23 protein-coding genes, 1 tRNA gene and 2 pseudogenes are annotated in these 23486 nt (G+C 64.3%); 14 read left to right on the top strand and 12 right to left on the bottom strand.

Annotated features, from left to right (window positions below; all coding sequences use genetic code 11):
• Positions 1–9: 9 nt before the first annotated feature.
• Together ACFQL3_RS02695 and ACFQL3_RS02690 are read right to left on the bottom strand one after the other, a co-directional pair.
• Positions 10–1206 (bottom strand): ATP-grasp domain-containing protein, encoded by a 1197-nt coding sequence (locus ACFQL3_RS02695; RefSeq protein WP_377051156.1) that lies wholly within the window; start codon positions 1204–1206, stop codon positions 10–12.
• 177 nt (positions 1207–1383) lie between these two features.
• Positions 1384–2463: an aminopeptidase gene (locus tag ACFQL3_RS02690; RefSeq protein WP_377051154.1), complete on the bottom strand. Its 1080-nt coding sequence runs from the start codon at positions 2461–2463 to the stop codon at positions 1384–1386.
• 59 nt (positions 2464–2522) lie between these two features.
• Between ACFQL3_RS02690 and ACFQL3_RS02685 the strand changes: the two genes are divergently transcribed.
• Positions 2523–3548 (top strand): threonine aldolase family protein, encoded by a 1026-nt coding sequence (locus ACFQL3_RS02685; RefSeq protein ID WP_377051152.1) that lies wholly within the window; start codon positions 2523–2525, stop codon positions 3546–3548.
• 12 nt (positions 3549–3560) lie between these two features.
• Here the strand turns inward: ACFQL3_RS02685 and ACFQL3_RS02680 are convergent, their stop codons facing one another.
• Complete coding sequence (locus ACFQL3_RS02680; RefSeq protein ID WP_377051150.1) at positions 3561–3686, bottom strand: hypothetical protein; 126 nt, start codon at positions 3684–3686, stop codon at positions 3561–3563.
• Between the two features lie 84 nt (positions 3687–3770).
• On the opposite strand from ACFQL3_RS02680, the gene ACFQL3_RS02675 reads away from it, so the two are divergent.
• The gene (locus ACFQL3_RS02675; RefSeq protein ID WP_377051148.1) at positions 3771–4493 is read left to right on the top strand and encodes an ArsR/SmtB family transcription factor; all 723 of its coding nucleotides are present in this window, start codon (positions 3771–3773) and stop codon (positions 4491–4493) included.
• A gap of 328 nt (positions 4494–4821) precedes the next feature.
• Here the strand turns inward: ACFQL3_RS02675 and ACFQL3_RS02670 are convergent, their stop codons facing one another.
• Complete coding sequence (locus tag ACFQL3_RS02670; RefSeq protein WP_377051146.1) at positions 4822–5331, bottom strand: metallophosphoesterase; 510 nt, start codon at positions 5329–5331, stop codon at positions 4822–4824.
• 92 nt (positions 5332–5423) lie between these two features.
• Here ACFQL3_RS02670 and ACFQL3_RS02665 point away from each other — a divergent pair, with 92 nt between their 5' ends.
• The 5 genes from ACFQL3_RS02665 to ACFQL3_RS02645 all read left to right on the top strand — a co-directional run bounded on the left by ACFQL3_RS02665 (position 5424) and on the right by ACFQL3_RS02645 (position 10471).
• The gene (locus tag ACFQL3_RS02665) at positions 5424–6149 is read left to right on the top strand and encodes a hypothetical protein (protein WP_377051144.1); all 726 of its coding nucleotides are present in this window, start codon (positions 5424–5426) and stop codon (positions 6147–6149) included.
• A gap of 164 nt (positions 6150–6313) precedes the next feature.
• Entirely contained in the window at positions 6314–9091 is a 2778-nt protein-coding gene (gene alaS, locus ACFQL3_RS02660) for an alanine--tRNA ligase (RefSeq protein WP_377051142.1), read from the top strand.
• Between the two features lies 1 nt (position 9092).
• Positions 9093–9383 carry a hypothetical protein gene (locus tag ACFQL3_RS02655; protein WP_377051140.1) on the top strand — a complete coding sequence of 97 codons (291 nt, stop codon included), beginning with the start codon at positions 9093–9095 and terminating at the stop codon, positions 9381–9383.
• 86 nt (positions 9384–9469) lie between these two features.
• The gene (locus tag ACFQL3_RS02650; protein ID WP_377051138.1) at positions 9470–9880 is read left to right on the top strand and encodes a hypothetical protein; all 411 of its coding nucleotides are present in this window, start codon (positions 9470–9472) and stop codon (positions 9878–9880) included.
• A 57-nt stretch (positions 9881–9937) separates the two neighbouring features.
• Positions 9938–10471 carry a GNAT family N-acetyltransferase gene (locus ACFQL3_RS02645; protein ID WP_377051136.1) on the top strand — a complete coding sequence of 178 codons (534 nt, stop codon included), beginning with the start codon at positions 9938–9940 and terminating at the stop codon, positions 10469–10471.
• Here the strand turns inward: ACFQL3_RS02645 and ACFQL3_RS02640 are convergent.
• The 4 genes from ACFQL3_RS02640 to ACFQL3_RS02625 form a co-directional block, all read right to left on the bottom strand.
• The gene (locus tag ACFQL3_RS02640; RefSeq protein ID WP_377051134.1) at positions 10458–12323 is read right to left on the bottom strand and encodes a PINc/VapC family ATPase; all 1866 of its coding nucleotides are present in this window, start codon (positions 12321–12323) and stop codon (positions 10458–10460) included. The genes ACFQL3_RS02645 and ACFQL3_RS02640 overlap by 14 nt on opposite strands.
• A 54-nt stretch (positions 12324–12377) precedes the next feature.
• Entirely contained in the window at positions 12378–12701 is a 324-nt protein-coding gene (locus ACFQL3_RS02635; RefSeq protein WP_377051132.1) for a hypothetical protein, read from the bottom strand.
• Positions 12668–12982 (bottom strand): hypothetical protein, encoded by a 315-nt coding sequence (locus ACFQL3_RS02630; protein WP_377051130.1) that lies wholly within the window; start codon positions 12980–12982, stop codon positions 12668–12670. The genes ACFQL3_RS02635 and ACFQL3_RS02630 overlap by 34 nt, the downstream gene beginning before the upstream one ends.
• Positions 12983–13111: 129 nt before the next feature.
• Positions 13112–14224, bottom strand: a complete 1113-nt coding sequence (locus ACFQL3_RS02625; RefSeq protein ID WP_377051128.1) for a GNAT family N-acetyltransferase — start codon at positions 14222–14224, stop codon at positions 13112–13114.
• Positions 14225–14444: 220 nt separating this feature from the next.
• Here ACFQL3_RS02625 and ACFQL3_RS02620 point away from each other — a divergent pair.
• From ACFQL3_RS02620 to ACFQL3_RS02605, 4 genes and pseudogenes are all read left to right on the top strand, one after another.
• Positions 14445–15958: pseudogene (locus ACFQL3_RS02620) on the top strand (carboxypeptidase M32).
• 55 nt (positions 15959–16013) lie between these two features.
• On the top strand, positions 16014–16946 hold the full coding sequence (locus tag ACFQL3_RS02615; RefSeq protein ID WP_377051126.1) for a cobalamin-binding protein: 933 nt from the start codon (positions 16014–16016) through the stop codon (positions 16944–16946).
• Positions 16943–17356, top strand: coding sequence for a desampylase (locus ACFQL3_RS02610; protein ID WP_377051124.1), 414 nt, complete (start codon positions 16943–16945; stop codon positions 17354–17356). The genes ACFQL3_RS02615 and ACFQL3_RS02610 overlap by 4 nt, the downstream gene beginning before the upstream one ends.
• 71 nt (positions 17357–17427) lie before the next feature.
• Positions 17428–17942: pseudogene (locus ACFQL3_RS02605) on the top strand (peptidylprolyl isomerase).
• A 9-nt stretch (positions 17943–17951) separates the two neighbouring features.
• Here the strand turns inward: ACFQL3_RS02605 and ACFQL3_RS02600 are convergent.
• Entirely contained in the window at positions 17952–18323 is a 372-nt protein-coding gene (locus ACFQL3_RS02600) for a hypothetical protein (protein ID WP_377051122.1), read from the bottom strand.
• Positions 18324–18532: 209 nt separating this feature from the next.
• Between ACFQL3_RS02600 and ACFQL3_RS02595 the strand changes: the two genes are divergently transcribed.
• Positions 18533–18877, top strand: coding sequence for a ferredoxin (locus ACFQL3_RS02595; protein ID WP_377051120.1), 345 nt, complete (start codon positions 18533–18535; stop codon positions 18875–18877).
• 48 nt (positions 18878–18925) lie between these two features.
• Positions 18926–19009 (top strand) — tRNA-Leu (locus ACFQL3_RS02590).
• A 56-nt stretch (positions 19010–19065) separates the two neighbouring features.
• Here the strand turns inward: ACFQL3_RS02590 and ACFQL3_RS02585 are convergent.
• The 3 genes from ACFQL3_RS02585 to ACFQL3_RS02575 form a co-directional block, all read right to left on the bottom strand.
• Positions 19066–19776, bottom strand: a complete 711-nt coding sequence (locus tag ACFQL3_RS02585) for a phosphoribosyltransferase family protein (protein WP_377051118.1) — start codon at positions 19774–19776, stop codon at positions 19066–19068.
• A gap of 126 nt (positions 19777–19902) precedes the next feature.
• Complete coding sequence (gene thrS / locus ACFQL3_RS02580) at positions 19903–21852, bottom strand: threonine--tRNA ligase (RefSeq protein WP_377051116.1); 1950 nt, start codon at positions 21850–21852, stop codon at positions 19903–19905.
• 180 nt (positions 21853–22032) lie between these two features.
• Positions 22033–22353, bottom strand: a complete 321-nt coding sequence (locus ACFQL3_RS02575; protein ID WP_377051113.1) for a hypothetical protein — start codon at positions 22351–22353, stop codon at positions 22033–22035.
• Positions 22354–22452: 99 nt separating this feature from the next.
• On the opposite strand from ACFQL3_RS02575, the gene pdhA reads away from it, so the two are divergent.
• The gene (gene pdhA / locus ACFQL3_RS02570) at positions 22453–23484 is read left to right on the top strand and encodes a pyruvate dehydrogenase (acetyl-transferring) E1 component subunit alpha (protein WP_377051111.1); all 1032 of its coding nucleotides are present in this window, start codon (positions 22453–22455) and stop codon (positions 23482–23484) included.
• The last annotated feature ends 2 nt before the right edge of the window (positions 23485–23486 follow it).

The following is a 23486-nucleotide window of genomic DNA, read 5'->3' as shown; positions in this document are numbered from 1 at the left end:
CCCGGAGGACTAGCCGGAGCCCCAGGGAAACACGTTCCTGAGGTCTCTGAGGAACGGTCCCGGATCGTCGAGACAGAGGTAGTCGAAGTTGGGCTGGTCGTACACCGACTGTGCGACATCACGGGCGGCCTGCCGAAACCGCGGCGGGTCGACGAGCGGAAACTCGTCCCGGAGGACACTGTGAAGATGGACGAGTTCCCCGCGGAGCAGGTGTGTCGCGACGCCGTCCTCGTACGATGTCGACCCGTTTACTGATTCACCACCCGCGATCTGCCAGAACAGATGGGGAAAGTCCAGTCCGGCAGCGATCGGACAGGCGAGCGACAACCAGAACCGAGGGTTGACCTCGAGCAGCGTGAACTCCCCGGTGCGCTCGTCCTTGACGAACTGCACGGATGCTGGGCCGTTCCAGTCGAGCGCGTCGAGGACCGCCGTGCCAGCAGTCTCCAGGTCCGGGATCGAGACCGTCTCGCGGCAGACGCTGGTGCCGCCGCTGTACTTGTAGGCCCGGAGCTGATGTTTCCCGCAGGTCGCGACTGGCTCGCCGTCGTCGTAAAGCGCCCAGAGCGCATACTCCGATCCTGGAACGTACTCCTGGACGATGGGCTCGTGGCCCATCCGTTTGCGGATGCTCTCCCGATCCGGCTCGACGCCTGGCTGGAGCAGCGTCGCCGATCCGGTACTTTCGAGCCGATCCGGACTCGTCGTTCCCTCGTACTCGTCGGCCAGTAACACCAACCGCGGCTTGACGATCTGGTGTCGCTCCCAGTCGTCGACCTCGCCGAGCAGTCGCGTCTCCGGCACAGCCACACCTGCGTCGGCGGCTGTCTCCACCAACCGGGACCGGTCGTGGACGGTCCGCAGCATCTCGAAAGAGGGGAAGGTGGGCAGCATCTGCGCCTCGAACGCCGATTCGTTCCGTGCGAGCGTGAACACGTCGACTTCCCGCATCGGCGCGACAGCCCTGACGTCTGCTCGCTCCGCGAGCGCAAGGAGGGCATCGCGATACCCCGCACGATCTTCCATCGGATCGGGCACGATCCGGCGTTCCGTGGCGTACTGTGAAGCGAGCGCGGGTGCGGTTTCTGACTCGGAGATCGCGATGGTACGGATTCCCCGCTTGCCGAGCGCGCGGAGACAGGCAACCGAGCTTGCACCCCCCTCAGGCACGACTACCGTGTCTCCGAACCTGCGTTCATCTTGCATCTGATTACTGCTGTTTTGATATTTGTTGCTTGAGGGTAGTTTGTTGGTACCGGATAGTTGCAGGTTACTCACAGGCCGCGTAGTCGTGGCAAACCACTCACGAAAAAATCTCGGCAAAAAAGCCGCGACTCCCTCGGGACGACTCACACCGTTCGTCGCCCACCGCTCGCCGCGGTGCTACTCCTCGAAGACGAACCGCCCGTCCTCTTGCACCGTTTCGCCGTCGACTTCGATCCGCGAATCCTCGCTCATGTCGACGATCATATCGACGTGGACCGCGCTGTCGTTCTGCTCGTTGTCCTCGCCGACAGTGTCCTCGTAGGCGCGTCCGACCGCCATGTGGACGGTGTCGCCCATCTTCTCGTCGAACAGCATGTTGTCGGTGAATCGGTCGATGTCGCGGTTCATGCCGATGCCGAGTTCGCCGAGATAGCGTGCGCCCTCGTCGGTTTCGAGGACCTCCGTCAGGACCTCCTCGTTCTTTTCGGCGGCGTGGTCGACGACTTCGCCGTCCTCGAACTCCAGATAGACGCCCTCGACCTCGCGGCCCTGATGGTAGAGCGGTTTGTCGAACAGCACTTCGCCCTCGACGCTGTCGGCGACCGGCGCGGTGAAGACCTCGCCGCCGGGGAGGTTCTTTTCGGCGTAGTCGTTGAGGACGGGGTTGCCGGCGATAGACATCGTGACGTCGGTGGTGTCACCGCTGACGATCCGGACCTCGTCGGCCGGTTCGAGCAGGTCGACCATGTTGGCCTGGAACTCCCGCTGTTCGTCCCAGTCCTTGTTGACAGCGTCCCAGACGAAGTTCTCGTAGCCCTCGGTGGAGAGTTCCGCGAGTTGGGCGTTCGAGGGGGCGGGGTACTGGGTGAGACACCAGCGCTTGGACAGTCGCTCGGCGGTGATCGGCTTCTGTGCGCGCCGGTAGGCGGCGTTGGTTTCGGCGTCGACGTCGCTGGTCTCGGTGGCGTTCTCGTTCGCCCGGATCGAGATGTAGACGTCGGTCTCGTCGATCAGGGCCTCGGTGTGGCCCGGCGTCTCGAAGTCGTCTACCTCGCTCGCACGGAGGTATGCGCGCTGGGCGCGGTCGTTGCTGGAGAGGCTGATCGGGTTCGCACCGATGTCGCCGATCACTTCGTGGAGGGCGACGACCAGGTCCGAGGCGACCGGCGGGGCGACGATGACGACGTCGTCGCCTTCCTGCAGGTCGACCGAGTGGTGTGCGATGACCTCTGCGTGTTCACGGATTCGCGGATCCATACAACGAACTCGCGGGCGAGGTGAAAAACCGTTTACGTTTTCGGCGATGGACTTCGAGTATGATCGATCTCCGCAGCGATACGGTGACGACACCGGACGACTCGATGCGAGCGGCCGCCGCAGATGCCGAGGTCGGCGACGACGTCTACGAGGAGGATCCGACCGTCGCCGAACTGGAGTCCCGGGCCGCCGATATCACTGGGTTCGAGGCCGCGCTGTTCGTGCCGAGCGGGACAATGGGGAACCAGATTGCTGTGCGCGTCCACACCGAACGCGGCCAGGAGGTGCTCATCGAGGGACAGAGCCACGTCTACAAGTGGGAACTGGGTGGACTGGCCCAGCACTCGCAGGTCCAGACGCGGACGATAGACGGCGGCGAGCGGGGGATTCCCTCGCCCGATGCGATCCGCGCCGGCTACGTCGAGAAGGACCTCCACCGGCCCGGCACCGGACTGCTGACGCTAGAAAACTCCCACAACAGCAGAGGCGGCATTGCCATCGCGCCCGAGGCCATCGACGCCGCCGCCGAAACCGCAGAAGAACTCGGTGTCCCGGTCCACCTCGACGGCGCGCGACTGTTCAATGCCGCGACCCACCACGATGTCCCGGCCGAACGGATCACCCGGAACGTCGATTCGGTGATGTTCTGTCTCTCGAAAGGGCTTGGCGCACCGATCGGTTCGATGCTCGCCGGAAGCGAGTCGTTCATCGCCGAGGCACGCAGGGTGCGAAAGTTGTTCGGCGGCGGCATGCGACAGGCCGGGATCATCGCCGCCCCGGGACTCGAGGCACTGGCGAACCGGGAGCGACTCCACGAGGATCACGAGAACGCCCGCCTGCTCGCCGAGGAACTGGCGGGAATCGAGGGCCTCGACGTTCAAATGCCCGAGACCAACATCGTCCTGGTCGGGACGGGCGCGCTCGGACTGAGCGCCGCGGCGTTCTGTTCGGCACTCGAAGAGCGTGGCGTCCGGGCGAGCGAGTTCGGCGAGACGACTGTCCGGTTCTGTACGCATCTGGATATCGACCGCGAAGCTATCGAGACGGCCGTCGGCGTCGTAGAGGACGTCACCACGGCGACCTGAGAGAGCAGCGATTCAACGACGCGAATCGTCGATGCCGTCTTTGAACGACATCACAGTCTTACGGAAAAGCAGGAAAAAGAACAGGAAGAGGCCGACGAAGACCCCGACGAGGCCGAGGAAAAACGGATCTGTGTACATACTATCGGATTCAGGAGGCGCGGACAAATGCGTTTCGGCCCGTACTGCACAAAGTTCTTTCCGTTCGACTGTTGACACGGTAGTATGGCTGATCTACTACCCTCCATCCCCGACACCTCGTCCGTCGATGACGGCGAACCCAGAGTGGTTGGGATCGACAGCGAGGAGGCCGACGATGTTCTCGCTGCGCTCTCCTCGAACACGGCCCGACAACTTCTGACGGCGCTCCACGACGACCCCGGCACCCCCTCCGATCTGGCCGACCGGATCGATACCTCCCTACAGAACGCCCAGTACCACCTCGGCAATCTGGAGGACGCGAACGTCGTCCGAGTGATCGATACAGCCTACTCCGAGAAGGGCCGCGAGATGAACGTCTACGGGCCGACCGACCAACCGCTCGTCGTCTTCGCCGGCGACGAGTCGAAAGAGACCGGACTCCGCGCGGCGCTCAAGCGACTGATCGGCGGCATTGCTGCCGTCGCGGGTGCAAGCCTGCTCATCCAGGCGATTGCTGGCAGTGGGCTGTTCGACTCGGCGGCCAACGACGGCCAGCAGTCAGGAACTGATGGAGAAGCGACCGAAGACTCCGGACAGATCGGTACCGCGAGCGAAGAGGATTCGGGCGCGGCCGACGCCGATCCGACGGCCGCCGACGGCGACAGTCTGGATATCCCCCTGATCGAGGACGATTTCGGGCTCCTCGATGGAGCAGGACTTCCGCCGGGCGCGCTCTTTTTCGCCGGCGGCGCGACGGTGATGCTCGCGTGGTTCGTGATCTGGTACGTCCGAATTCACCGGGTGTAGGCCATATCCGGCCGAAAGCGGTGGGGATTTGGACGCGATTACGATAACTAAAGCCGTTGTTTGACTCTACGATGGCTATTTTTCCCCGGTACTCGTAGCCGTAAGTGCGTCCGTTCCAGAGGACGTAGATGCCTGCCAACCGAACCGCAATGCGGTCGGTCCGATCGGTCTGCCCCTGCCATCGATGGACCGCCCGCGGCCGCCCGTCTGCCCCGCCGCCCGCAGCCCTCCACTTTGCGGCTCGCGCCCTGTGCCGCGACCCTCTCTCGGCGCGATGTTCGCGAGGCCGTCGCGGTCATGCATCTGTGGTCCGTCCCCGCTGGCGCTTCTACGGCTCGATCCTGAACTCCTCGAAGACGGTTCCGTCCGGCTGGCAGAGTCGACCAGCCAGTCCGCCGCCTGCCGGTTCTAGCTCCGCATGGCCCGGCCGATTACCGCGAGGGTCGGCGTGACTCCCGGGGTTGAGCAGTGTCAGTCCATCGGCGTCGACGACCGACGGCTGGTGTGAGTGCCCCGAGACGACCACGTCGGCCTCGCGCTGGCGGCCGAACAGCGAGAGCGCGGTCGGGCCGCCGTCGCGGCGATGGGTCACTGCAAAGCGAACCCCCTGATACTCGACGGTGCGGGCCGTCGGAAGCCGGTCCCGCACTGCCATGCTGTCGGCGTTCCCGTGGACTGCGTCTAGACGTCGTGCCTCCTCCTGAAACGCCTCGAGCGCGCTCGGCGACGTGAAATCGCCCGCGTGAATCACGCGGTCGGCCTCCCGAACCGCCTCCAGCGTGCGGCCAGTCAACGCGTGCCCGTCGTGGCTGTGTGTATCCGAACAGATAGTGAGCATACCCCGGTAGACGGACGGGACCGAAACCTGTCTTTCGACTCGGCGCGACGAGAATGAGAAGGTCCATCACCCCCGGCCAAAAACGGGCGCGTATGCCGACCGAGGGCGAGGGCAGTCCGCTCGACCATGCCGACGAGGTGCTCGCTACCTTCGGCGACGCGACGCCGAAGACTGCCGAGACAGTCGCCGAAGAGACCGGGCTAGATGTCGAGACGGTGCGGGCGACGCTCTCGGCGCTGGTCGAGCGCGACGCGCTGTCACACAAAGCGGTCCACGGGAACGACGATGCCGAGCGACGGCTTACGAGCGAGGAGCTTTCGGACCTCGCCGTCGACCTGTGGTATCTGCCCGCCGACCGGGTCGCCGGCGGCACCGTCGTCGTTACCATGGAGGACGAGGAGGCGGTCGAAGCCGCACTCGACGAACTGTCGTTCCCGGGCGCGAGCGACCTGATGCGCGAGTGGCGGCGAGACGCCGTGCGGGCCGCCTACGAGTATCTGCACGATCGTCACTCGGCCACTGATGCGGACTTCGTCGAGGAGGTCTACCCGACTCAGCCGGCGGGCTACGCTACCGGCGAGGCGTGGTGGGACTGCGTCGCTCCGCGACTTGCCGAACTCCCGGACGTCGAATCCGACGACGGGGAGTGGCGCGTCGACACCAGAACTCTACTGCACCGATCCAGCGCTCCTGGCTCGCTTCACAGTCGAAATCGACGTGATACTCCCGGCAGGACGAGTGGAGACGGTCGCCACAGACGCATTTGGCCGACTCTGTACGTCGGAGGTGCCCGCCACACGCGGTACAACGAGGCATAACGTGTTATCGTATACCACACAGTATAGTAAACGCTTGCAAAAGACGGGTTAGAGACACATAGTCGTGGTTTCAAATCGGGCCGACTGCGTGCTGAACAGGGAACGGGCTCTCCCGAACGGCGGTTGCGGAACTGTTTTACTCTCCGCGGAGCGACGTGCGAGTAATGAGTCAACTGGAGGAGGCGTACCGCCTCGAGTATTTCGAGGAGGAAGACTTCGTCCGCAAGCAGTGTCCGGAGTGTGGCGTTCACTTCTGGACGCGCGATCACGACCGCGAGACGTGTGGCGAACCCCCGTGTGGCGAGTACTCTTTCATGGAGGACACTGGCTTCGACGAGGAGTTCAGTCTGACCGAGATGCGCGAGACGTTCCTCTCGTACTTCGAGGAGCACGATCACGAGCGGGTCGAACCGTACCCCGTCGCAGCGAACCGCTGGCGGGACGACGTTTTGCTCACGCAGGCGTCGATTTACGACTTCCAGCCGCTGGTAACCAGCGGTGAGACGCCGCCGCCGGCGAACCCGCTCTGTATCAGCCAGCCCTGCATCCGAATGCAGGATATCGACAACGTGGGCAAGACGGGCCGGCACACGATGGCCTTCGAGATGATGGCCCATCACGCGTTCAACACGAAAGAGGAGGTCGACGAGGACGAGTACGCCTATCACGGTGAGGTCTACTGGAAGGACGAGACCGTCGAGTACTGCGACGGCCTCTTCGAGGCGGTCGGCGTCGATCTGGACGAGGTCGTCTACATCGAGGACCCGTGGGTCGGCGGCGGTAACGCCGGGCCGGCAATCGAGGTCATCTACCGCGGCGTCGAACTCGCGACGCTCGTCTTCATGTCGCTCGAACAGGACCCCGACGGCGAGTACGAGATGAAAGACGGTAACACCTACTCGGAGATGGACACCTACGTCGTCGACACCGGCTACGGGCTGGAACGCTGGACGTGGGTCAGTCAGGGGACTCCGACCGTCTACGAGGCGGTCTACCCCGAGACGATCGAGTTCCTCAAAGAGAACGCGGGGATCGACCACACCGACAAAGAGGAATCGATCGTACAGGAAGCCTCGAAACTCTCGGGCAAGATGGACATCGACGAGGCCGAGGACGTCGAGGCCGCGCGCGGCGAGATCGCCGAGTCCGTCGGCGTCGACGTCGCGGAACTGGAGTCCTTGCTCGAACCGCTCGAAGACATCTACGCTATCGCCGATCACTCGCGGACGCTGGCGTACATGCTGGGTGACGGAATCGTCCCCTCGAACGTCGGCACCGGCTATCTGGCACGGATGGTGCTTCGCCGAACGAAACGACTGGTCGACAGCGTGGGCGTCGACGCCCCCCTAGACGAACTGGTCGACATGCAGGCCGAGCGACTCGACTACGAGAACCGCGATACGATCCGGGACATCGTCCGGACCGAGGTCGAAAAGTACCGCGAGACGCTCGACCGGGGCTCCCGACGCGTCGAACAGCTCGCCGAGGAGTACAGCGAGAAGGGCGAGCCAGTCCCGACCGAGGAGCTGATCGAACTGTACGACTCTCACGGCATCCAGCCGGACATGGTCCAGGAGATCGCCGACGAGAAGGGTGCGACTGTCGAGGTACCCGACGACTTCTACAGCCTCGTCGCCGAGCGACACGACGACGAGAGCGCGGGCGATCTCGACGCCGAGAGTATCGACGACCGGTTCGAGGACCTCCCCGAGACCGAGAAGCTCTACTACGACGACCAGCAGGGCACCGAGTTCGAGGCGGTCGTGCTCGACGTCTTCGAGCGCGAGGAGGGCTACGACATCGTGCTCGATCAGACGATGTTCTACCCTGAAGGCGGTGGCCAGCCGGGCGATGTCGGGACGCTGTCGACCGACGACGCGACGGTGACGGTGACCGACACCCAGAGCGAGAACGGCGTGATCCGCCACCGGACCGACGACCCGCTCAACCGGGGCGCGATGGTGCGAGGACAGATCGACGGGGCACGCCGCCGACAGCTAATGCGTAACCACACGGCGACCCACATCGTCATCCACAGCGCGCGACAGGTGCTCGGCGAGCACATCCGGCAGGCCGGCGCACAGAAAGGCGTCGACTCCTCGCGAATCGACCTGCGCCACTACGATCGGATCGACCGCGAGGACGTCAAAGAGATCGAACGGGTCGCCAACCGACTGGTGATGGAAAACCACTCCGTCACCGAGGAGTGGCCCCATCGCAACGACGCACAGGAAGAGTACGGTTTCGACCTCTATCAGGGCGGGATCCCGCCGGGAGAGCAGATCCGGCTGATCCACGTCGAGGACGACGTACAGGCCTGTGGAGGCACTCACGTCTCCCGGACCGGCGAGATCGGTTCGATCAAGATCCGCAATGCAGAACCCGTGCAGGACGGCGTCGAGCGACTCGTCTTCTCGGCCGGCGGGGCAGCGATCGAGGCCACACAGGAGACCGAAGACGCGCTCTACGAGGCCGCCGAAATCCTCGACGTGACGCCGACCGAGGTGCCGGAGACGGCGGAGCGCTTCTTCACCGAGTGGAAAGAGCGCGGCAAGCGCATCGAAGCGCTGCAGGAGGAACTCGCCGAGGTGCGCGCCAGCGGTGGGTCGGACGCCTCCGAGTTCGAGTTCGACGACGTGACGGCGGTCGTTCAGCGTCTCGACGGCGGCGTCGACGAACTCCGGGCGACGGCCAACGCCATCGTCGACGAGGGGAAAGTCGCAGTGATCGGCAGTAGCGCGGACGGTGCACAGTTCGTCGTCGCCGTCCCCGACGACGTCGCAGTCAACGCGGGCGAAGTCGTCAGCCAGCTAGCCAGTGAGGTCGGCGGCGGCGGTGGCGGCCCACCGGACTTCGCACAGGGTGGCGGCCCCGACACGGAGGCCCTCGACGACGCGCTGGCCAGTGCACCGGACATCCTCCAGCAGGTCCAGGACGCCTGAGATGGAGCTAGAGACGAGAGCCGAATACGACGCGCTGGTCGACGAGATCGCAGCCAACGCCGAGGACCAGGCCACCCCACCGACCAACGAGGACGTCTGGGCGAGTGTGAGCGACGTGGTGCCGAAGCTAACCGGGGCAGTCTGTGATCGCGTGCTCGACCTCTCGACGAGGGTGCCGGACGACGAACTCGTCGACGAGGTGACCGCCGCCCGCGACTCGACCGCGGCGGAGACGAAGCGCGCGGAGGCGGTGACAGTGCTCGTCCAGGACGTCGAGACGCGCCTCCGCTAGCGGAGCGGCTGAGCGGCCGGCAAGCCGCCTTCCGGTTGGGATTCGAGACGCCGGTTTTTAAGACCGTCCGGCGAACAGCCATGGCCATGAACCGGTTTCGTCTGCGAGGGCTCGTCGTCACCATCATCGCAATGGTGCTTGCGTCGCTGTCGTACGCGGCCATCTCGGCGAGTCTTCCTTACGGAATCACGCCCGCGACAGCGGACGCTATCGGACTCTCGCTGATCGTCGTCCCGGTCGTCTTTTTCGGCGCGCTGGCAACTGGCGGGTTCCCGTTCAGGGAGTATCAGGAAACAAAGGGGATCGGCGGGATGCTCGCAGACGGAGCCATCATCTTCGCCGTCTGTCTGCTCGCAACTGGGCTAACCGCACAGACTGTGGGCCTGGTCGGTCTCGGCAGTACCGGCCGACTGGTCGTGCTGGGTGGGATCGGCTACCTGACGGCCTTCGGCGTCTTCAGTGCACGCAATCTGGAGTTCTACGACCCCAACAGGTGACTGTATGAGACGACGGCGGCCGGTGATATTTCCGGCTTCACACCCAATCGAGAGACGATGGGAGTCAAGGTCAGACCGGCGCGACGGGAGGATCTGCGTGCGGTCCAGCGGCTCGTCAGCGACTCGTGGCGCGTCGCCTACGGCGACCTCCTTCCGCCGGACGCGCTCGCCTTCATCGCCGACGAGGAGCGGTTCCAGCCGATCGAGTCGCTGGAGTACGCACTCGAAAGCGACGATATGGACTTTCTGGTCGCGCTCGTCGACGGCGAGGTAGTCGGCGAGGGCCAGTTCGCTACCGGCTCCGAGACGCACGCCTTCGTCTCGCCCGAAGACGACGAGGTCCAGTTACAGTCACTGTACGTTGCGCCCAATCACTGGCGCGGGGGGATGGGGTCACGGCTTGTCGAGGCAGGCTTCGATACCGTTCGCGACGATGCCGACGCAGTGCTCGTCGAGGCGCTTGCCGAAAACGACGACGCCAGACGGTTCTACCGGTCGATGGGCTTCGAGAAGACGGGCGACCGCATCATCAGCCTGTTCGGACTGCCCTACCGCGCGACGATCATGCGCCGACCGTTCAGGACGGCGTAACCGTGATCTGCTGTTTGCGGTCGATTGCCAACTCCAGCTCCTCCGCAATGGCGCTTCCCCGCGAGACCTGCACTTCGCCGCCGCGGCCTACCGTCGCGGTGAAGAGGTACTCGCCGTCCGCTTCGACTTCGACCGTCTCGCCGGCCTCGCCGTCGACCGGAATCACGATGTGGCGCGAGGTGATCTCGGGCTTGACGATCTGTCCTGATCGGTCCGAGGCGGCGGGTGTGGTGCCGCCCGCGTCGCCGCTTTCGTTGGGGCTACTGTTTGGCTTCTCGTCGTGGGTGCGCACGTCGATATCGATTCCCAGGCGGTTCTCGACGTCCTGGATGCGGCCACCACCTTTGCCGATGACCGTGGAGATGTCCTGATCCTCGACGTAGACGACCGCCGTGTTGGGGCTCTTGAGGTCGACGTCGACGTGGCCCTGTGCGATCGAGCGGATCTCCCGTTCGATCTCCTGGCGTGCGATCCGGTCGACGCCGGTGGACTCTTCTTCCTCCTCGTCGTTGAGCGGGACCGTGACGACCTGCCGATTGAAGGTGTAGATCTCGTAGGCGGGTTCGCCCGTCTCGAAGTCGTTGATGACGATGACCGGCCGCGCGAGGTCTTCCTCCATCAGGCCGTGAGGGACCTTGACTTCGGTCGTCACGTCGTAGACGGTGTGGACCTCGCCGGCCTCGATGTAGACGACGGTGTCGACGACCTGCGGGATCATCCCGAGTTCGACCCGGCCGACGAGTCGCTGGAGCGCGTCGATGGCGCGGGTCGCGTGGACGACGCCGATCATGCCGACGCCGGCCAGTCGCATGTCCGCGAACACCTCGAAGTCGTCGGTTTTGCGGACCTCGTCGTAGATGGTGTAGTCGGGGCGGACCATCAGCAGTGAGTCGGCCGTCAACGACATCTGGTCGTTGAGTTCGGTGTACTGGGTGATCTCCGGGCCGACCTGCAGGTCCCGCGGTTTCTCCATCGTCTTGACCGAGTAGTCGCTGCCCGAGAGGAACCGGGCCACCGCCTGCGCGAAGGTGGACTTCCCCGCGCCGGGCGAACCGGAGATCAGGACGCCGCGCTGTTGTTCGAGTAGCCGGTTACGCAGTTCGTCGTCGTACTCGTAGTCGTCCAGATCGGTCTGGACGATGGGGCGCACGGCGGTAATCTCGATCCCGTCCGAGAACGGCGGCCGGGCAAGGGAGATCCGGTAATCCCGGAACTGGACGATCGTCATCCCCGGTTCGGAGAGTTCGATGAAGCCCTCGGGCGACTCCTTGGCCGAGTTTTCGATCTCGTCGACGTACTCTTTCATTCGCGCCTCGGAGAGAACCTCGTCGCGGATCTCCTCGTAGTGCATCTCGCCGATCTCACCGCGTTTGGCCATCGGCACGACGCCCGTCTTGAGGTGGACGCTCATCGTCAGATCGTCGAAATACTCCTCGATCGTGAGTTCGCCGACGTCCTCGACGCGCGGGGCGATATACTCGACGTCGAGCCCTTTCGCCTCGGCGACTTCGCTCTGGACGATATCGCTGGTGACGAAGGTCGCACCCATGTCGTCGGCCAGATCGCGGATCAGCGCGTCGATTTCGCCCTCGGTGGCGTGACCGCGCTCGACCGCGTCCGGCCGCTCGCCGACGTATTCGAGCGTTATCTCGCCCTCGTCGGCGAACTCGGCGAGACGCTGGAGCTCAGAAAGCCCGTCCCAGCCGCTTTCGACGCCGTCGTTAGCCTGTGCTTCTAGCTCCGCGACGACTGCTTCGGGTATCGAAATCGTCGCCCCGGCGAACTTCCCGTCTTCGACGTGGTCGGACACGCGGCCGTCGATGACCACGCTTGTGTCCGGTACAACGTTCATAGGGTCGCTTTGCTCCCCGTGGTGAAAAGGGTTTCAAGGAGCGGCCGGGATCGCTCAGAGTCGGTGGGCGGGCGGCATGCTCTGTTCGCGCTCCGTGCGTTTGCCGCTGCCGAGCGCCGTCCGGGTCATCCCGCCCAGTCCAACGATTGTGATCAAGAGTACGACCGGTGCGCCGGCGTAGGGAACCAACGCCAGCACCGCCGCCAGCGCCACGCCCACGAGCAGGCCGACCCAGTCGTGGTCGACGCCAAAGCGGGCAACGATGGCGTTCCCGAAGGCAATAAAGCCGATTGCCTGGGCGATGAAGGTCGTGCCGAGGACGAGCAGTGCAAGCGGATAGGCGGCTACCAACCCAGCATGATCTGCGAGAAGACCCATGCCGAGGCCCCGAGCAGCGCCAGCAGTACCGCGACAGCGATACCGAACAGCGAGGAGACGAACACGCTCGAACGGGCAGTCCTGATGGCAGGTGAACACCAGTGTGGCAAGAGGGCGAGGACGGCGACACCCATGAACGTGACGACGCTCGTCTGGATGGCGACTCGCTCGAACAGCGTCAGTTCGACGACCGAATCGGTCGGTACACCCTGCGCAGCAGCCACTGAAGGAAGCAACGCCAGCACCGCTACAAGCGCGAATCCCCCCACTCGCCGGTTCATGTTTACCACTTACTGTCCCATTGTAAATAAAGACTTGCTTATGAAAGAAAAGCAGAGAGGTCTGTGACGTGAATGTGCACCCGTGATCGGTCTATAACTGCCTCGCAATCTGAGAGCATGCCGGAGAACTCATGTCGTATCGCGCTCGGCGTACGTCAGTTGCCAGTATGCTGCCTCGTCGAGGGGGCGGTCGCCGATGGACCACGAGACCCCGTCGGCCGGTCGCGCGACCAGCGTACAGCGGTGGCCAGAGACCAGCGAGATCGGGAGTCGGTCGTCCGGAAGAAACCCGTAGGTGAGCAACAGATCGTACGGGATCACCGTCCCCGAGATGGCGACGACGTCCGAACTCAGGTGATCGGCCAGTACGGCTTCGAGCGTCGCCGAGAGGCCGCTTCGCCACCGCATCCCGCCGGTCATCGGCACCACTTCGCCAATCTGCGTGATCGTTACGGCATCGTTCGTCCGCCGTGTTCGTGCGATGAGGGCAACTACTGGCTCCCCATCGACGGTCGCCACGTACGTCGACCGAACCCAGACCGGACTGGCAAACCGCCACTCGTAGAACCGTCGCGTCCGGTAGGCGTGAAATCCCGCTGGCTGCCGGCGTTCGTACAGTCGGACGAGTTTGTCGACGTCGAGGCCGGGCCGCGACTCGACGGTGATATCGTCCAGTCTGTCGTCGGCCCCACTGCGGCGGTCATAGTACCGTCTGAGCAGCGGCCCGACAAGCACGGCACCTGCCCTCGCCGGCGGGCTATCGATGTACTCGGTTGCGAGCGACTCGGGGTGTTGCACGCGATAGTGCGTCCGTTTCCGGTCGATCCGTCGCCAGCCGAGGCGCTCGTATCCCGGACGAGAGATCCCGTTCGGGAAATTGAAGTACAGGTCGACATCGGTGTCCTCGTAGTACTCGATGGCGCGTTCGGTCATCCGGGTGAACAGGCCCTGACGACGGTGGTCCGGATGGACCATCGTATCCGTCGGCTGTAGCGCCAGTACAGTGTGATCGTCGACCCGGATCTCGAACGGCATGAAGGGGCGCGCGCCGACGACATCGCCGTCTTTCCGGACGACAAACAGGGGAGTGTGATCGACGTACGGGTTCTGCTGGTACTTCCAGTCGAACCACTCGCCCCCACGGTCACGGTCCCACACCAGAGAGTCGAGGGCAAGGACGCCGTCGCGGTCGGCCGGACGATACTGACGGATCTGGTACTCTGTAACGGCGTCGCTCTCCATTAATAAGTTCCAATCCAGTGAGCCACATAGTAATCCTCGGCATAGTCGACGGGCGGAGACGATGATCGATGGATGGGAGCGGGTATAGCCTGAGCTATTGGTACGGAAAACTCTCCTACCAGCAGAGATCCGAGGGTAATCAATACGTTTTAGAGACAAACCGGTTAGAGCGAACCGCCGGTAGCAGGAGATTGATAGGCGATGACACGAATAAACGGGTATGGCAACGGATGCAGCCTCCGAGACTGAGCCGGCAGAGTACGAGGCGTTTCTCGAACGGGTCCAACGGTACACCAACGTGGGGAACGCCGCAGGCGTCCTCGGGTGGGATCAGGAGGTCATGATGCCCGAAGGCGGGACACCCGCTCGCTCGCAACAGCTATCCGCACTTTCGGCGGTCAGCCACGAACTACTGACCGACGAGGAGACCGCCGATCATCTGGATGCGCTCGAAGACGCCGAACTCGACGACGAGCAGGCCGCGGTGATACGCGAGGTCCGCCGGGAGCACGACCGGGCGACGAGCGTCCCCACCGAACTGGTCGAGGAGATATCCCGGACGACCAGCGAGGCCCATCCCAAGTGGAAGCAAGCGAAGGAGGAAAACGACTTCTCTATCTTCGCGCCGACGCTCGAAACGTTGGTCGAACTCAAGCGCGAGTACGCCGAACACGTCGACCCCGACGCTGACCCCTACGCCGTCCTCTTCGCGGAGTACGAGCCATATCTCGACCTGGACACGGCCGACCGCGTCCTGACGCGTCTCAAAGAGGAGCTAGTGCCCCTGATCGACGACATCGCCGACTCCGAGGCCGACCTGGCGACGGACGCGTTTGCGGGGGAGTTCCCCGAAGACGAACAGGAGTCGTTCGTCCGCGACGTGCTCGACGAACTGGGCTACGACTGGGACCGCGGACGCCTCGACACCGCGCCCCATCCGTTTTCCTCGGGGACGCAGTTCGACGCGCGCGTCACGACGCGCTTCAACGAGACCGACCCGCTCGGCGCACTAACGAGCACGATCCACGAGTTCGGCCACGCCACCTACACGCAGGGACTGCCTGACGAGCACTACGGGACGCCGCTGGGCCAGTCGCGTGACCTCTCGGTCCACGAGTCCCAGTCTCGATTCTGGGAGAACCACGTCGGCCGCACGAAAGCGTTCTGGGAGCTGATCCTTCCGGATATGAAGGCCCAGTTCCCTCAGCTGAGGACGTCACTGTGGAGGACGCCTACGAGGCCGCGAATCAGGTGTACGACGACAACCTGATCCGGGTCGAAGCGGACGAACTGACCTACCACATGCACATCATCATCCGCTACGAGGTCGAGCAGGCGCTGATCAGCGGCGACCTCGCAGTGGAGGACGTCCCCGAGGTCTGGAACGACAAGTACGAGGAGTATCTCGGGATCCGGCCCGAAACCGACGCCGAGGGCTGTCTGCAGGATATCCACTGGAGCCACGGCAGTTTCGGCTATTTCCCGACCTACTCGCTGGGGAGCGTGCTGGCCGCCCAGATAGACGCGACGATGCGCGACGAACTGGATGTCGACGCGCTGGTTCGTGACGGCGAGTTCGACGAGATCATGACGTATCTCAACGAGAACGTCCACGGCCATGGCTCGCTGTACACCACCGACGACCTGATCGAGGAAGCGACCGGCGAGGCGTTCACCGCCGATTACTTCGTCGAGTACGCCGAGGAGAAGTTCGGCGAGCTATACGACGTCTGAGCAGGGGACCTGTCCGGCGTCAGCGTTTAGCCGTCCGACCCCATACGTGGATTCGATGAACGTCGTCTCCTTGCTTCCCTCCGCGACGGAGATCTGTTACGCCCTCGGTATCGAGCCAGTCGGCGTCTCCCACGAGTGTGACGTGCCGCCCGAGGCGGCCGAGCAGCCATCGATCAACTACGCACACGTCGATCCGGAGGCGAGCAGCGGAGAGATAGACGCGCAGGTACTCGAAGCCGAGCGCGAACACGGCGGCGTCTACGGCATCGACGTCGAGGCGCTGGAGCAGGCCGACCCGGACCTCATCGTCACGCAGGGGATCTGTGACGTCTGTGCGGTCGACGAGGTGCTCGTCGAGGACGCGGTGGCGGATATCGACGCCAACTCCGAGATACTGACGACCGACCCCCACAGCGTCGGCGACGTGCTCGACGACATCGAGACGGTTGGCGAGGCGACTGGACGCGGCGAGCGGGCCGCCGAACTGGTCGCCGATCTGGAGGCCCGAATCGAGCGCGTCCGGACCGCAACGGCCGAGGTCGAGGAGCGCCCCGAAGTCGCCATCCTCGACTGGCTCGACCCGGTGATGGTTGCGGGCCACTGGGTACCCGAAATAATCGAGTGGGCCGGCGGCGAGTACGGCCTCGCCGATCCGGGCGACCGGTCGACGCCGCGCGAGTGGCGACAGATCCGCGAGTACGATCCGGACGTCCTGATCGCGGCCCCCTGTGGCTCTGAACTCGACCAGACAGCCGAGAACCGAACCGACCTGACAGAGCGGCCCGGCTGGGAGGACCTCCGTGCAGTGAGGCAGGGTCGCGTCCACGCGATGGACGGCCACAACTACGTCAACAGGCCGGGCCCGCGTCTCGTCGACACGCTCGAAGCCCTCGCGGGCGTGCTTCACCCGGACATCGTCGATATGCCCTCGGACGACGTCGTCTCGTCTTTCGAACGGCTCCACGACGCCACCCCAAGAGAGCCGTGATCGAACTCGAACGGTCGGTCTACGACGGACTGATCGACCACGCGCGAGCGGCTGCACCGAACGAGGCCTGCGGCATCCTCGGCGGACACGTCGACGAGGACCGTGCTCGGGTGACGTCCCGGCATCCGACCGAAAACGTCGCGGAGCAGCCACGAGCCGAGTATTTGATCGATCCCGAACAACAGTTGGCGCTGTTCGAGCGGATCGAAGCGGCCGGCAAGTCCATCGTCGGGTTCTACCACTCGCATCCGAGGGGCCCGACGGCTCCGAGCGAGACGGATCGGAAACACGCTGCCTGGCCGGGAAAATCGTACGTTATCGTCGCCATGGACGGCGGGCCGTTCGTGGGCTCCTGGCGGTGGCGAGCCACGGCGGAGCGGTTCGAGGCGGAACCGGTGCAGGTGGACTAACCTCGGCATACCCGACCCGTTCTCGGGGGCGACTACAAGCCTTTTTGACGCCGACGCCCCTCCAAAGAGGTATGAGCGATCTGACTGCGACGATCCACACGAACCGCGGCGACATCGAAGTCGAACTGTACGACGAGAAAAACCGAACACGGTCGAGAACTTCGTTGGCCTCGCCACCGGCGAGAAGGAGTGGGAAGACCCCGAAAGCGGCGAGACGGTCGAGGACGAACCGCTGTACGACGACGTGGAGTTCCACCGCGTCATCGACGACTTCATGGTCCAGACCGGCGACCCGACCGGGACAGGCCGAGGCGGCCCCGGCTACACCTTCGACGACGAGTTCGACGACGACCTCTCGCACGACGGTGCGGGCGTGCTCTCCATGGCGAACCGTGGCCCCGACACCAACGGCTCACAGTTCTTCATTACGCTGGATGCCCAGCCACACCTCGACGGGAAACACTCCGTCTTCGGCCGCGTCGTCGACGGGATGGACGTCGTCGAGGAGATCGCCGACCTGCCGACCGACCGCAACGACAAGCCACAGGGCGAAGCCGTCATGGAATCCGTCACGATCGAAGAGTAGCACCGCACACTACGACACTGATCGGCGGATTCCGAGCATCGCCCACCACGAGAAGACGACGCAGGCGATAGCAAAGCCCCACCAGATCGGCGGGGGCGTCACCGTCTGGTAGGTCGCCACGCCGACCAGTGCGACGAAGCCACCGAGGGCCGTCGACCACGCGCCGAGGAATCGCCCTGACTCCGCCGCGTTCTCACGTCGCTCAGTCCCGAGTCCGTCGAGCAACCGGAACCGGTCGCCGAAGCCGAGCGCACAGCCGAGCACTACCATCGAGACGCCCGTAAATGTGAACACGCCGGCGGCAACCGTTTTCGGTGCCCAGTCGTAGGCGTCGCCGAGCACGACGCCAAGAATAAAGCTCACACCGCTGATCGCACTCACGACCCCGCCATGGGTATCTCGGATACCCACGCGAAGGCGCTACCGGCGAGGAGGAGGGCCGCACCGACCGTCAGCAGGGTCATCGACATACTACGGGAAGTATACTGTCAGCGATTAAACGTTTTGGGGTATTCATTAGGGATCGGGCGCGGGCTACGGGGCCGCGCGGACCGTAAGCCGAAAGACGATCCAGTTCGTTCGAGTGAGTAATGAGCGATCTGGATGCCGAACTGCAGGATCCGACGTCGTTCGGTGACAGCAACGCACCCCCGACGGAGGAGAAGCCCTACAAGATCATCTTCGACGCCAGCGCGTGTTTCGGCGCGGGCAAATGCGCCGAGGTAGCGAGTAACTGGGAGATGGACATCAAAAGCGGAATGGCAAGCCCCCGATCCTACTACATCGGCGAGGACGACCTCGACGAGAACGTCAGCGCGGCGGAGGCCTGCCCGGCGAACAAGGGCGATGGCTGTATCTACGTCATCGACCGGCGCACCAGCGAAGAGGTCGCACCCGATCCCCACGGCGACGGCACCCTCAGCCTGGAGCGGTGACCAACCGCAAGACTGTAAACCGCCGGGCCAGTTAGCTACGAGCGCAGCGAGGGAGTAGCCAAGCAGGCCAACGGCGCGGGTCTTAAGAACCCGTCTCGTAGGAGTTCCTGGGTTCAAATCCCAGCTCCCTCATTTCCGTATTTTCATTTGTACGAGAGAACTGCGGACAGATCGCTACGAGAGAGCGATCAGAACTCGATGAGCGCACTCACTGGTGCGTCGGTCCGCTCCCGAGCGCGCTCGATACCGTCGTCGCCGACCGCGATCAGGGTGAAGACGCCGCCGATCTCAGCGCCGGCGCGTTCGGCGATATCGAGCAGGAGTTCCTGGGTCTCGCCCGAGCGGATGAGGTCGTCGACGACCAGCACGGTGTCGCCCTCGTTGATCGAGCATGCCGGCAGGTAGTAGGTCAGTTCGATCCCGGACTGAAGCCGCTGGCGGGACTCGATGAAGTCCTCGACCGCGGTCTCTTTGGACTGTTTCGCGTAGGCCGAGCGCCCGCCGTAGTAACTCGCGATGGCGGCCGCAAGCGTGATGCCGTCGGTGGCCGCCGTGAGCACGACGTCCGGCCGGTCGAACTCGAAGGACTCGGCCGCGACCGGGGCCGCGAGATCCAGAAAAGACTGATCGAAGACGATAGAGGAGTTGTCGACGTAGCCCTCCTCGTCCGTTTTAACGCGGTCTTCGAGTTCCGCCGCCAGCGCGTCGCGGCCGACGCCGGAGACGACCTCTCGGGCACGGTCGTCGCTCGGCAGGACGTGACCGTTGACGTACCGGTTGAGATCGCCGGCCGGGAGTCCGGTGAGTTCGGCGAGTTCGTCGTACGTGCGCGTCTCCTTGAGCATACGGAGAACCGAAACCGCGCGCAACTGGAGGGCCGCCTTCTCTGCTCTGTTCATACGACCTATGCACGGTTCCACAAGTATGGTGGTTACGATACTGACGGGGGGGCTGATGTCCACGAACGTGGATCTCTCAGCGTGCATACCTGTAAACTGACCGCGAGAAAGGCTCGCCGAAAAGCGTCAGTCCGCGAGGAAGTCCGGTTCGATCCGCTTTTCGTCGCGTTCGGAGCGCAGGTGATCGCGGAACGTCTCGATTTCGACGTCGTACTCCTGGTCCTCGAAGCGGTCACGAACCGAGATGTTGCCGTCTTCCTCCTCGTTGTCGCCGACGATGATCATGTAGGGCACGCGGTCGTCGTGGGCCGCGCGGATCTTGCGCTCGATGGTGCTGTCGCGGTCGTCGACCTCGGCGCGGAACTCGTCGAACTCGTTTTTGACGCGGTGGGCGTAGCCGAGGTTCGCGTCGCTGATCGGCAGGACGCGGACCTGCTCGGGGGCGAGCCACAGCGGGAAGTTGCCCGCGAAGTGCTCGATGAGCACCATGAAAAAGCGCTCGTAGCTACCGTAGAGCGCGCGGTGGATCATCACCGGCTTGTGGTCCTCGTTGTCCTCGCCGACGTAGGACAGGTCGAAGCGCTCGGGCATGTTGAAGTCGAGTTGGACGGTCGGGCCGTCCCAGCGGCGACCGATCGCATCCTCAAACCCGAAGTCGATCTTCGGGCCGTAGAACGCGCCGTCGCCCTCTTCGACGTCGTACTCGATCGATCGGCTTTCGAGGACGCTCTCGAGTTGTGACTCGGCGCGGTCCCAGATCTCGTCGCTTCCGACGCTCTTCTCGGGCCGGGTCGCGAGCGCCACGTCGTACTCCAGATCGAAGGTGGTGAGCACGTCGTCGATCATGTCCATGATCTGTTCGACCTCCTGACGGATGTCGTCGGGCCGGACGAACAGGTGACCGTCGTCGATGGTGAACGCCCAGACTCGTGAGAGGCCGGAGAGTTCGCCACGCTGTTCTTTCCGATACACTTTGCCGTTCTCGGCGTACTTGATCGGCATGTCCCGGTAGGACCACGAGCTATCGTCGTAGATTGCGGCGTGGCCCGGGCAGTTCATCGGCTTGAGACCGTACTCGTCCTCGCCGACGTCAAAGACGAACATGTCGTCCTGATAGTTCTCGTAGTGGCCGCTCTTCTCCCAGAGGTCGGTCTTGAACAGGTGTGGCGTCTCGACGTACTCGTAGCCGGCGTCGAGGTTCAGATCGGCGACGAAGGACTCCAGTTCGCGCAGGATCGTCTTCCCCGGTGGGTGATAGAGCGGCAGGCCGGGGCCGGTGACCTCCTGGATCGAGAACAGGTCCATCTCCGCACCGATCTTGCGGTGGTCACGGCGTTCGGCCTCGCGCTGGCGCTCGTGGTACTCCTCCAGTTCCGCTTCGCTCTCGAAGGCGGTGCCGTAGACGCGAGTCTGCATGGGGTTCTCCTCGTCGCCCCGCCAGTAGGCGGCGGCGATCTCCAGCAGGTCGACCGCCCCGATCTCGCCGGTCGACTCGACGTGCGGGCCGGCACAGAGGTCTTCCCACTCGCCCTGGCTGTAGAACGTGACCGTGTCGTTCTCGTCGGCGAACTCCTCGAGGAGTTCGAGTTTGTAGCGCTGGTCCGCGAGTCGCTCGCGAGCCTCCTCGATCGAGACTTCCTCTCGCTCGATGTCGTAGTCGGCCTCGATGATCTCCTCCATCTCGGCTTTGATCTCGTCCAGGTCCTCCTCGTCGAGGTCGATATCGTCGAAGTCGTAATAGAAGCCCTCGTCGGTTGGCGGACCGATCGCTAGCTGGACGTCGTCGTAGAGCCGTTCGACGGCCTGTGCGAGGCAGTGCGAGGCCGAGTGGCGCATCACGCGCAGCGCCTCGTCGGAGTCCTCGGTGACGATCTCGATCTCGACGCCGTCGTCGTGGATCGGCTCGTGCTTGGAGACGAGTTCCCCGTCGATCCGACCGGCGACAGTGTCGCGGCCGAGGCCGGGCCCGATCTCGTAGGCGACGTCCTCGACGGTCGCGCCACGCTCGACGCTAAGTTCGGAACCGTCGGGCAGTACTACCGATATTTCGTCCGCTGAATCTACATCCTGAGACATTGGTGCACCTCCGGCTGGTCGGTGGTGACCAGCGAGAGAATCGGCAGGCGGGAGTTGTAGTTAGTTACGGGCGAGCGCCCGGCCTGTAAAGCAGCCACCTGCCATCTGTATCCTGTGCTACTGCGGGATCCAGTAAAAGGGTTGTGATACAGTAGTTCGACGTATCCGGTAGTCGCGCCCTCATCCGGTCGTGTCCGGCAGTTCGACTTCGTCGGGATGTGGCATCCAGAGCAGATCAATCGCGATACCGAGCGTGAGCGGGATGCCGATAACGACGACCAGAGCGGTCGTCCGATCGCCCGCCGCGGTACCGATACCGAACGGGCCGCTCAGCAGCATCGTCGACACGACCAGCAGTAACGGGATGAGAAGCGCCGCGTACAGCGCTGCCCCCCACCGAGTCGTCAACCGGATGCGGAAAAAGCGCGTGGCTATCGCCGCAATCGCCGTGTGGACGGTCAGGAGAATGCCGTAGCCGATCACCGTGCTCACTGCGACCATACCCGGGGTAGTCGCTGCTCGGTCTTTGTCCTGTCGGATACCGGCGAGCGATCCCGGGACCGGGGTAACGGTTTTGCCGGGAGCGAGCAACTGTGAGGTATGCACCGGGCTATCGGCGAGCGGGACGTCGCGGAGACAGCGGTGACCGAAGCCGAGGCGGTCGACCTCTACCGAGAGATGGTTCGCGCGCGCCAGTTCGACGACCGGGCGCTCGCGCTCCAGCGCCGTGGCTGGATGAGCGGCTATCCACCGTTCCGTGGGCAGGAAGCGACACAGGTGGGCGTCGCCCACGCCATGGAAGCGACGGACTGGCTCGTCCCGACGTACCGCTCGAACGCTACCCAGATAGCTCGCGGCGTCCCGATGAGCGACCTGTTCGCGTTCCGAAAGGGCTACGCGGAGTTCCAGTCCGGGCATGAGGTTCCGGTCTTCCCGCAGGCCGTCCCCATCGCGACCCAGTTACCCCACGCCGTGGGCCTCGGGATGGCCACCCAGTACCGCGACGACGACCACGCCATCCTGACGCTCTTCGGCGACGGCGCGACGAGCGAGGGCGATTTCCACGAGGCGATGAACGTCGCGGGCGTCTTCGACGCGCCGGTCGTCTTCTGCTGTGAGAACAACGGCTGGGCCATCTCGTTGCCCCGCGAGCGCCAGACGGCAAGCGAGACCATCGCACAGAAGGCGACCGCCTACGGCTTCGAGGGCGTCCGCGTCGACGGGATAGATCCTATCGCAGTCGCCGAGACCGTCGCGGACGCGCTGGCGACGGCGCACGACACCGGCCCCGTTCTGATCGAGAGCCTGACCTACCGCCTCGGCGCGCACACGACCAGCGACGACCCGTCGCGATATCGCGACGACGAAGGGGATCTCCCCGAGTGGCGCACGACGGATCCGCTGGAGCGCTACGAGACGTATCTCCGCGAGCAGGGGCTTCTCGACGACGAGACGGACGAGGAGATCCGTGCGGACGCCGAAGCGGCTGTCGACGACGCCATCGAGCGCGTCGAGGCGATGCCAGACTCGGAGCCAGACGAGATATTTGACTCCGTCTACGAGCGGCTTCCGGCCGAGCTACAGCGCCAGCGCTCGGCGGTGGTGTCGGCCGCAGACACTGAAGGAGAATAGCT

The organism is Natronoarchaeum sp. GCM10025321 (genome assembly GCF_042663585.1).
In the GTDB taxonomy this organism is placed as follows: domain Archaea; phylum Halobacteriota; class Halobacteria; order Halobacteriales; family Natronoarchaeaceae; genus Natranaeroarchaeum.
The sequence above is the reverse complement of the archived record's forward strand: the minus strand, read 5'-3'. Positions and strand labels throughout refer to the sequence as shown.

Bases quoted from the DNA above. Each gene is read 5' to 3' on its own strand.
- ACFQL3_RS02585 (WP_377051118.1), bottom strand. From the start codon at position 19,776: ATGAACAGAGCAGAGAAGGCGGCCCTCCAGTTGCGCGCGGTTTCGGTT.
- ACFQL3_RS02640 (WP_377051134.1), bottom strand. From the start codon at position 12,323: ATGAACGTTGTACCGGACACAAGCGTGGTCATCGACGGCCGCGTGTCC.
- ACFQL3_RS02575 (WP_377051113.1), bottom strand. From the start codon at position 22,353: ATGGTCGCAGTGAGCACGGTGATCGGCTACGGCATTCTCCTGACCGTC.
- pdhA (WP_377051111.1), top strand. From the start codon at position 22,453: ATGCACCGGGCTATCGGCGAGCGGGACGTCGCGGAGACAGCGGTGACC.
- ACFQL3_RS02655 (WP_377051140.1), top strand. From the start codon at position 9,093: ATGGAGCTAGAGACGAGAGCCGAATACGACGCGCTGGTCGACGAGATC.
- ACFQL3_RS02650 (WP_377051138.1), top strand. From the start codon at position 9,470: ATGAACCGGTTTCGTCTGCGAGGGCTCGTCGTCACCATCATCGCAATG.
- ACFQL3_RS02630 (WP_377051130.1), bottom strand. From the start codon at position 12,982: ATGAACCGGCGAGTGGGGGGATTCGCGCTTGTAGCGGTGCTGGCGTTG.
- ACFQL3_RS02595 (WP_377051120.1), top strand. From the start codon at position 18,533: ATGAGCGATCTGGATGCCGAACTGCAGGATCCGACGTCGTTCGGTGAC.
- ACFQL3_RS02695 (WP_377051156.1), bottom strand. From the start codon at position 1,206: ATGCAAGATGAACGCAGGTTCGGAGACACGGTAGTCGTGCCTGAGGGG.
- ACFQL3_RS02645 (WP_377051136.1), top strand. From the start codon at position 9,938: ATGGGAGTCAAGGTCAGACCGGCGCGACGGGAGGATCTGCGTGCGGTC.
- ACFQL3_RS02635 (WP_377051132.1), bottom strand. From the start codon at position 12,701: ATGGGTCTTCTCGCAGATCATGCTGGGTTGGTAGCCGCCTATCCGCTT.
- ACFQL3_RS02615 (WP_377051126.1), top strand. From the start codon at position 16,014: ATGAACGTCGTCTCCTTGCTTCCCTCCGCGACGGAGATCTGTTACGCC.
- alaS (WP_377051142.1), top strand. From the start codon at position 6,314: ATGAGTCAACTGGAGGAGGCGTACCGCCTCGAGTATTTCGAGGAGGAA.
- thrS (WP_377051116.1), bottom strand. From the start codon at position 21,852: ATGTCTCAGGATGTAGATTCAGCGGACGAAATATCGGTAGTACTGCCC.
- ACFQL3_RS02670 (WP_377051146.1), bottom strand. From the start codon at position 5,331: ATGCTCACTATCTGTTCGGATACACACAGCCACGACGGGCACGCGTTG.
- ACFQL3_RS02625 (WP_377051128.1), bottom strand. From the start codon at position 14,224: ATGGAGAGCGACGCCGTTACAGAGTACCAGATCCGTCAGTATCGTCCG.
- ACFQL3_RS02665 (WP_377051144.1), top strand. From the start codon at position 5,424: ATGCCGACCGAGGGCGAGGGCAGTCCGCTCGACCATGCCGACGAGGTG.
- ACFQL3_RS02690 (WP_377051154.1), bottom strand. From the start codon at position 2,463: ATGGATCCGCGAATCCGTGAACACGCAGAGGTCATCGCACACCACTCG.
- ACFQL3_RS02685 (WP_377051152.1), top strand. From the start codon at position 2,523: ATGATCGATCTCCGCAGCGATACGGTGACGACACCGGACGACTCGATG.
- ACFQL3_RS02680 (WP_377051150.1), bottom strand. From the start codon at position 3,686: ATGTACACAGATCCGTTTTTCCTCGGCCTCGTCGGGGTCTTCGTCGGC.
- ACFQL3_RS02675 (WP_377051148.1), top strand. From the start codon at position 3,771: ATGGCTGATCTACTACCCTCCATCCCCGACACCTCGTCCGTCGATGAC.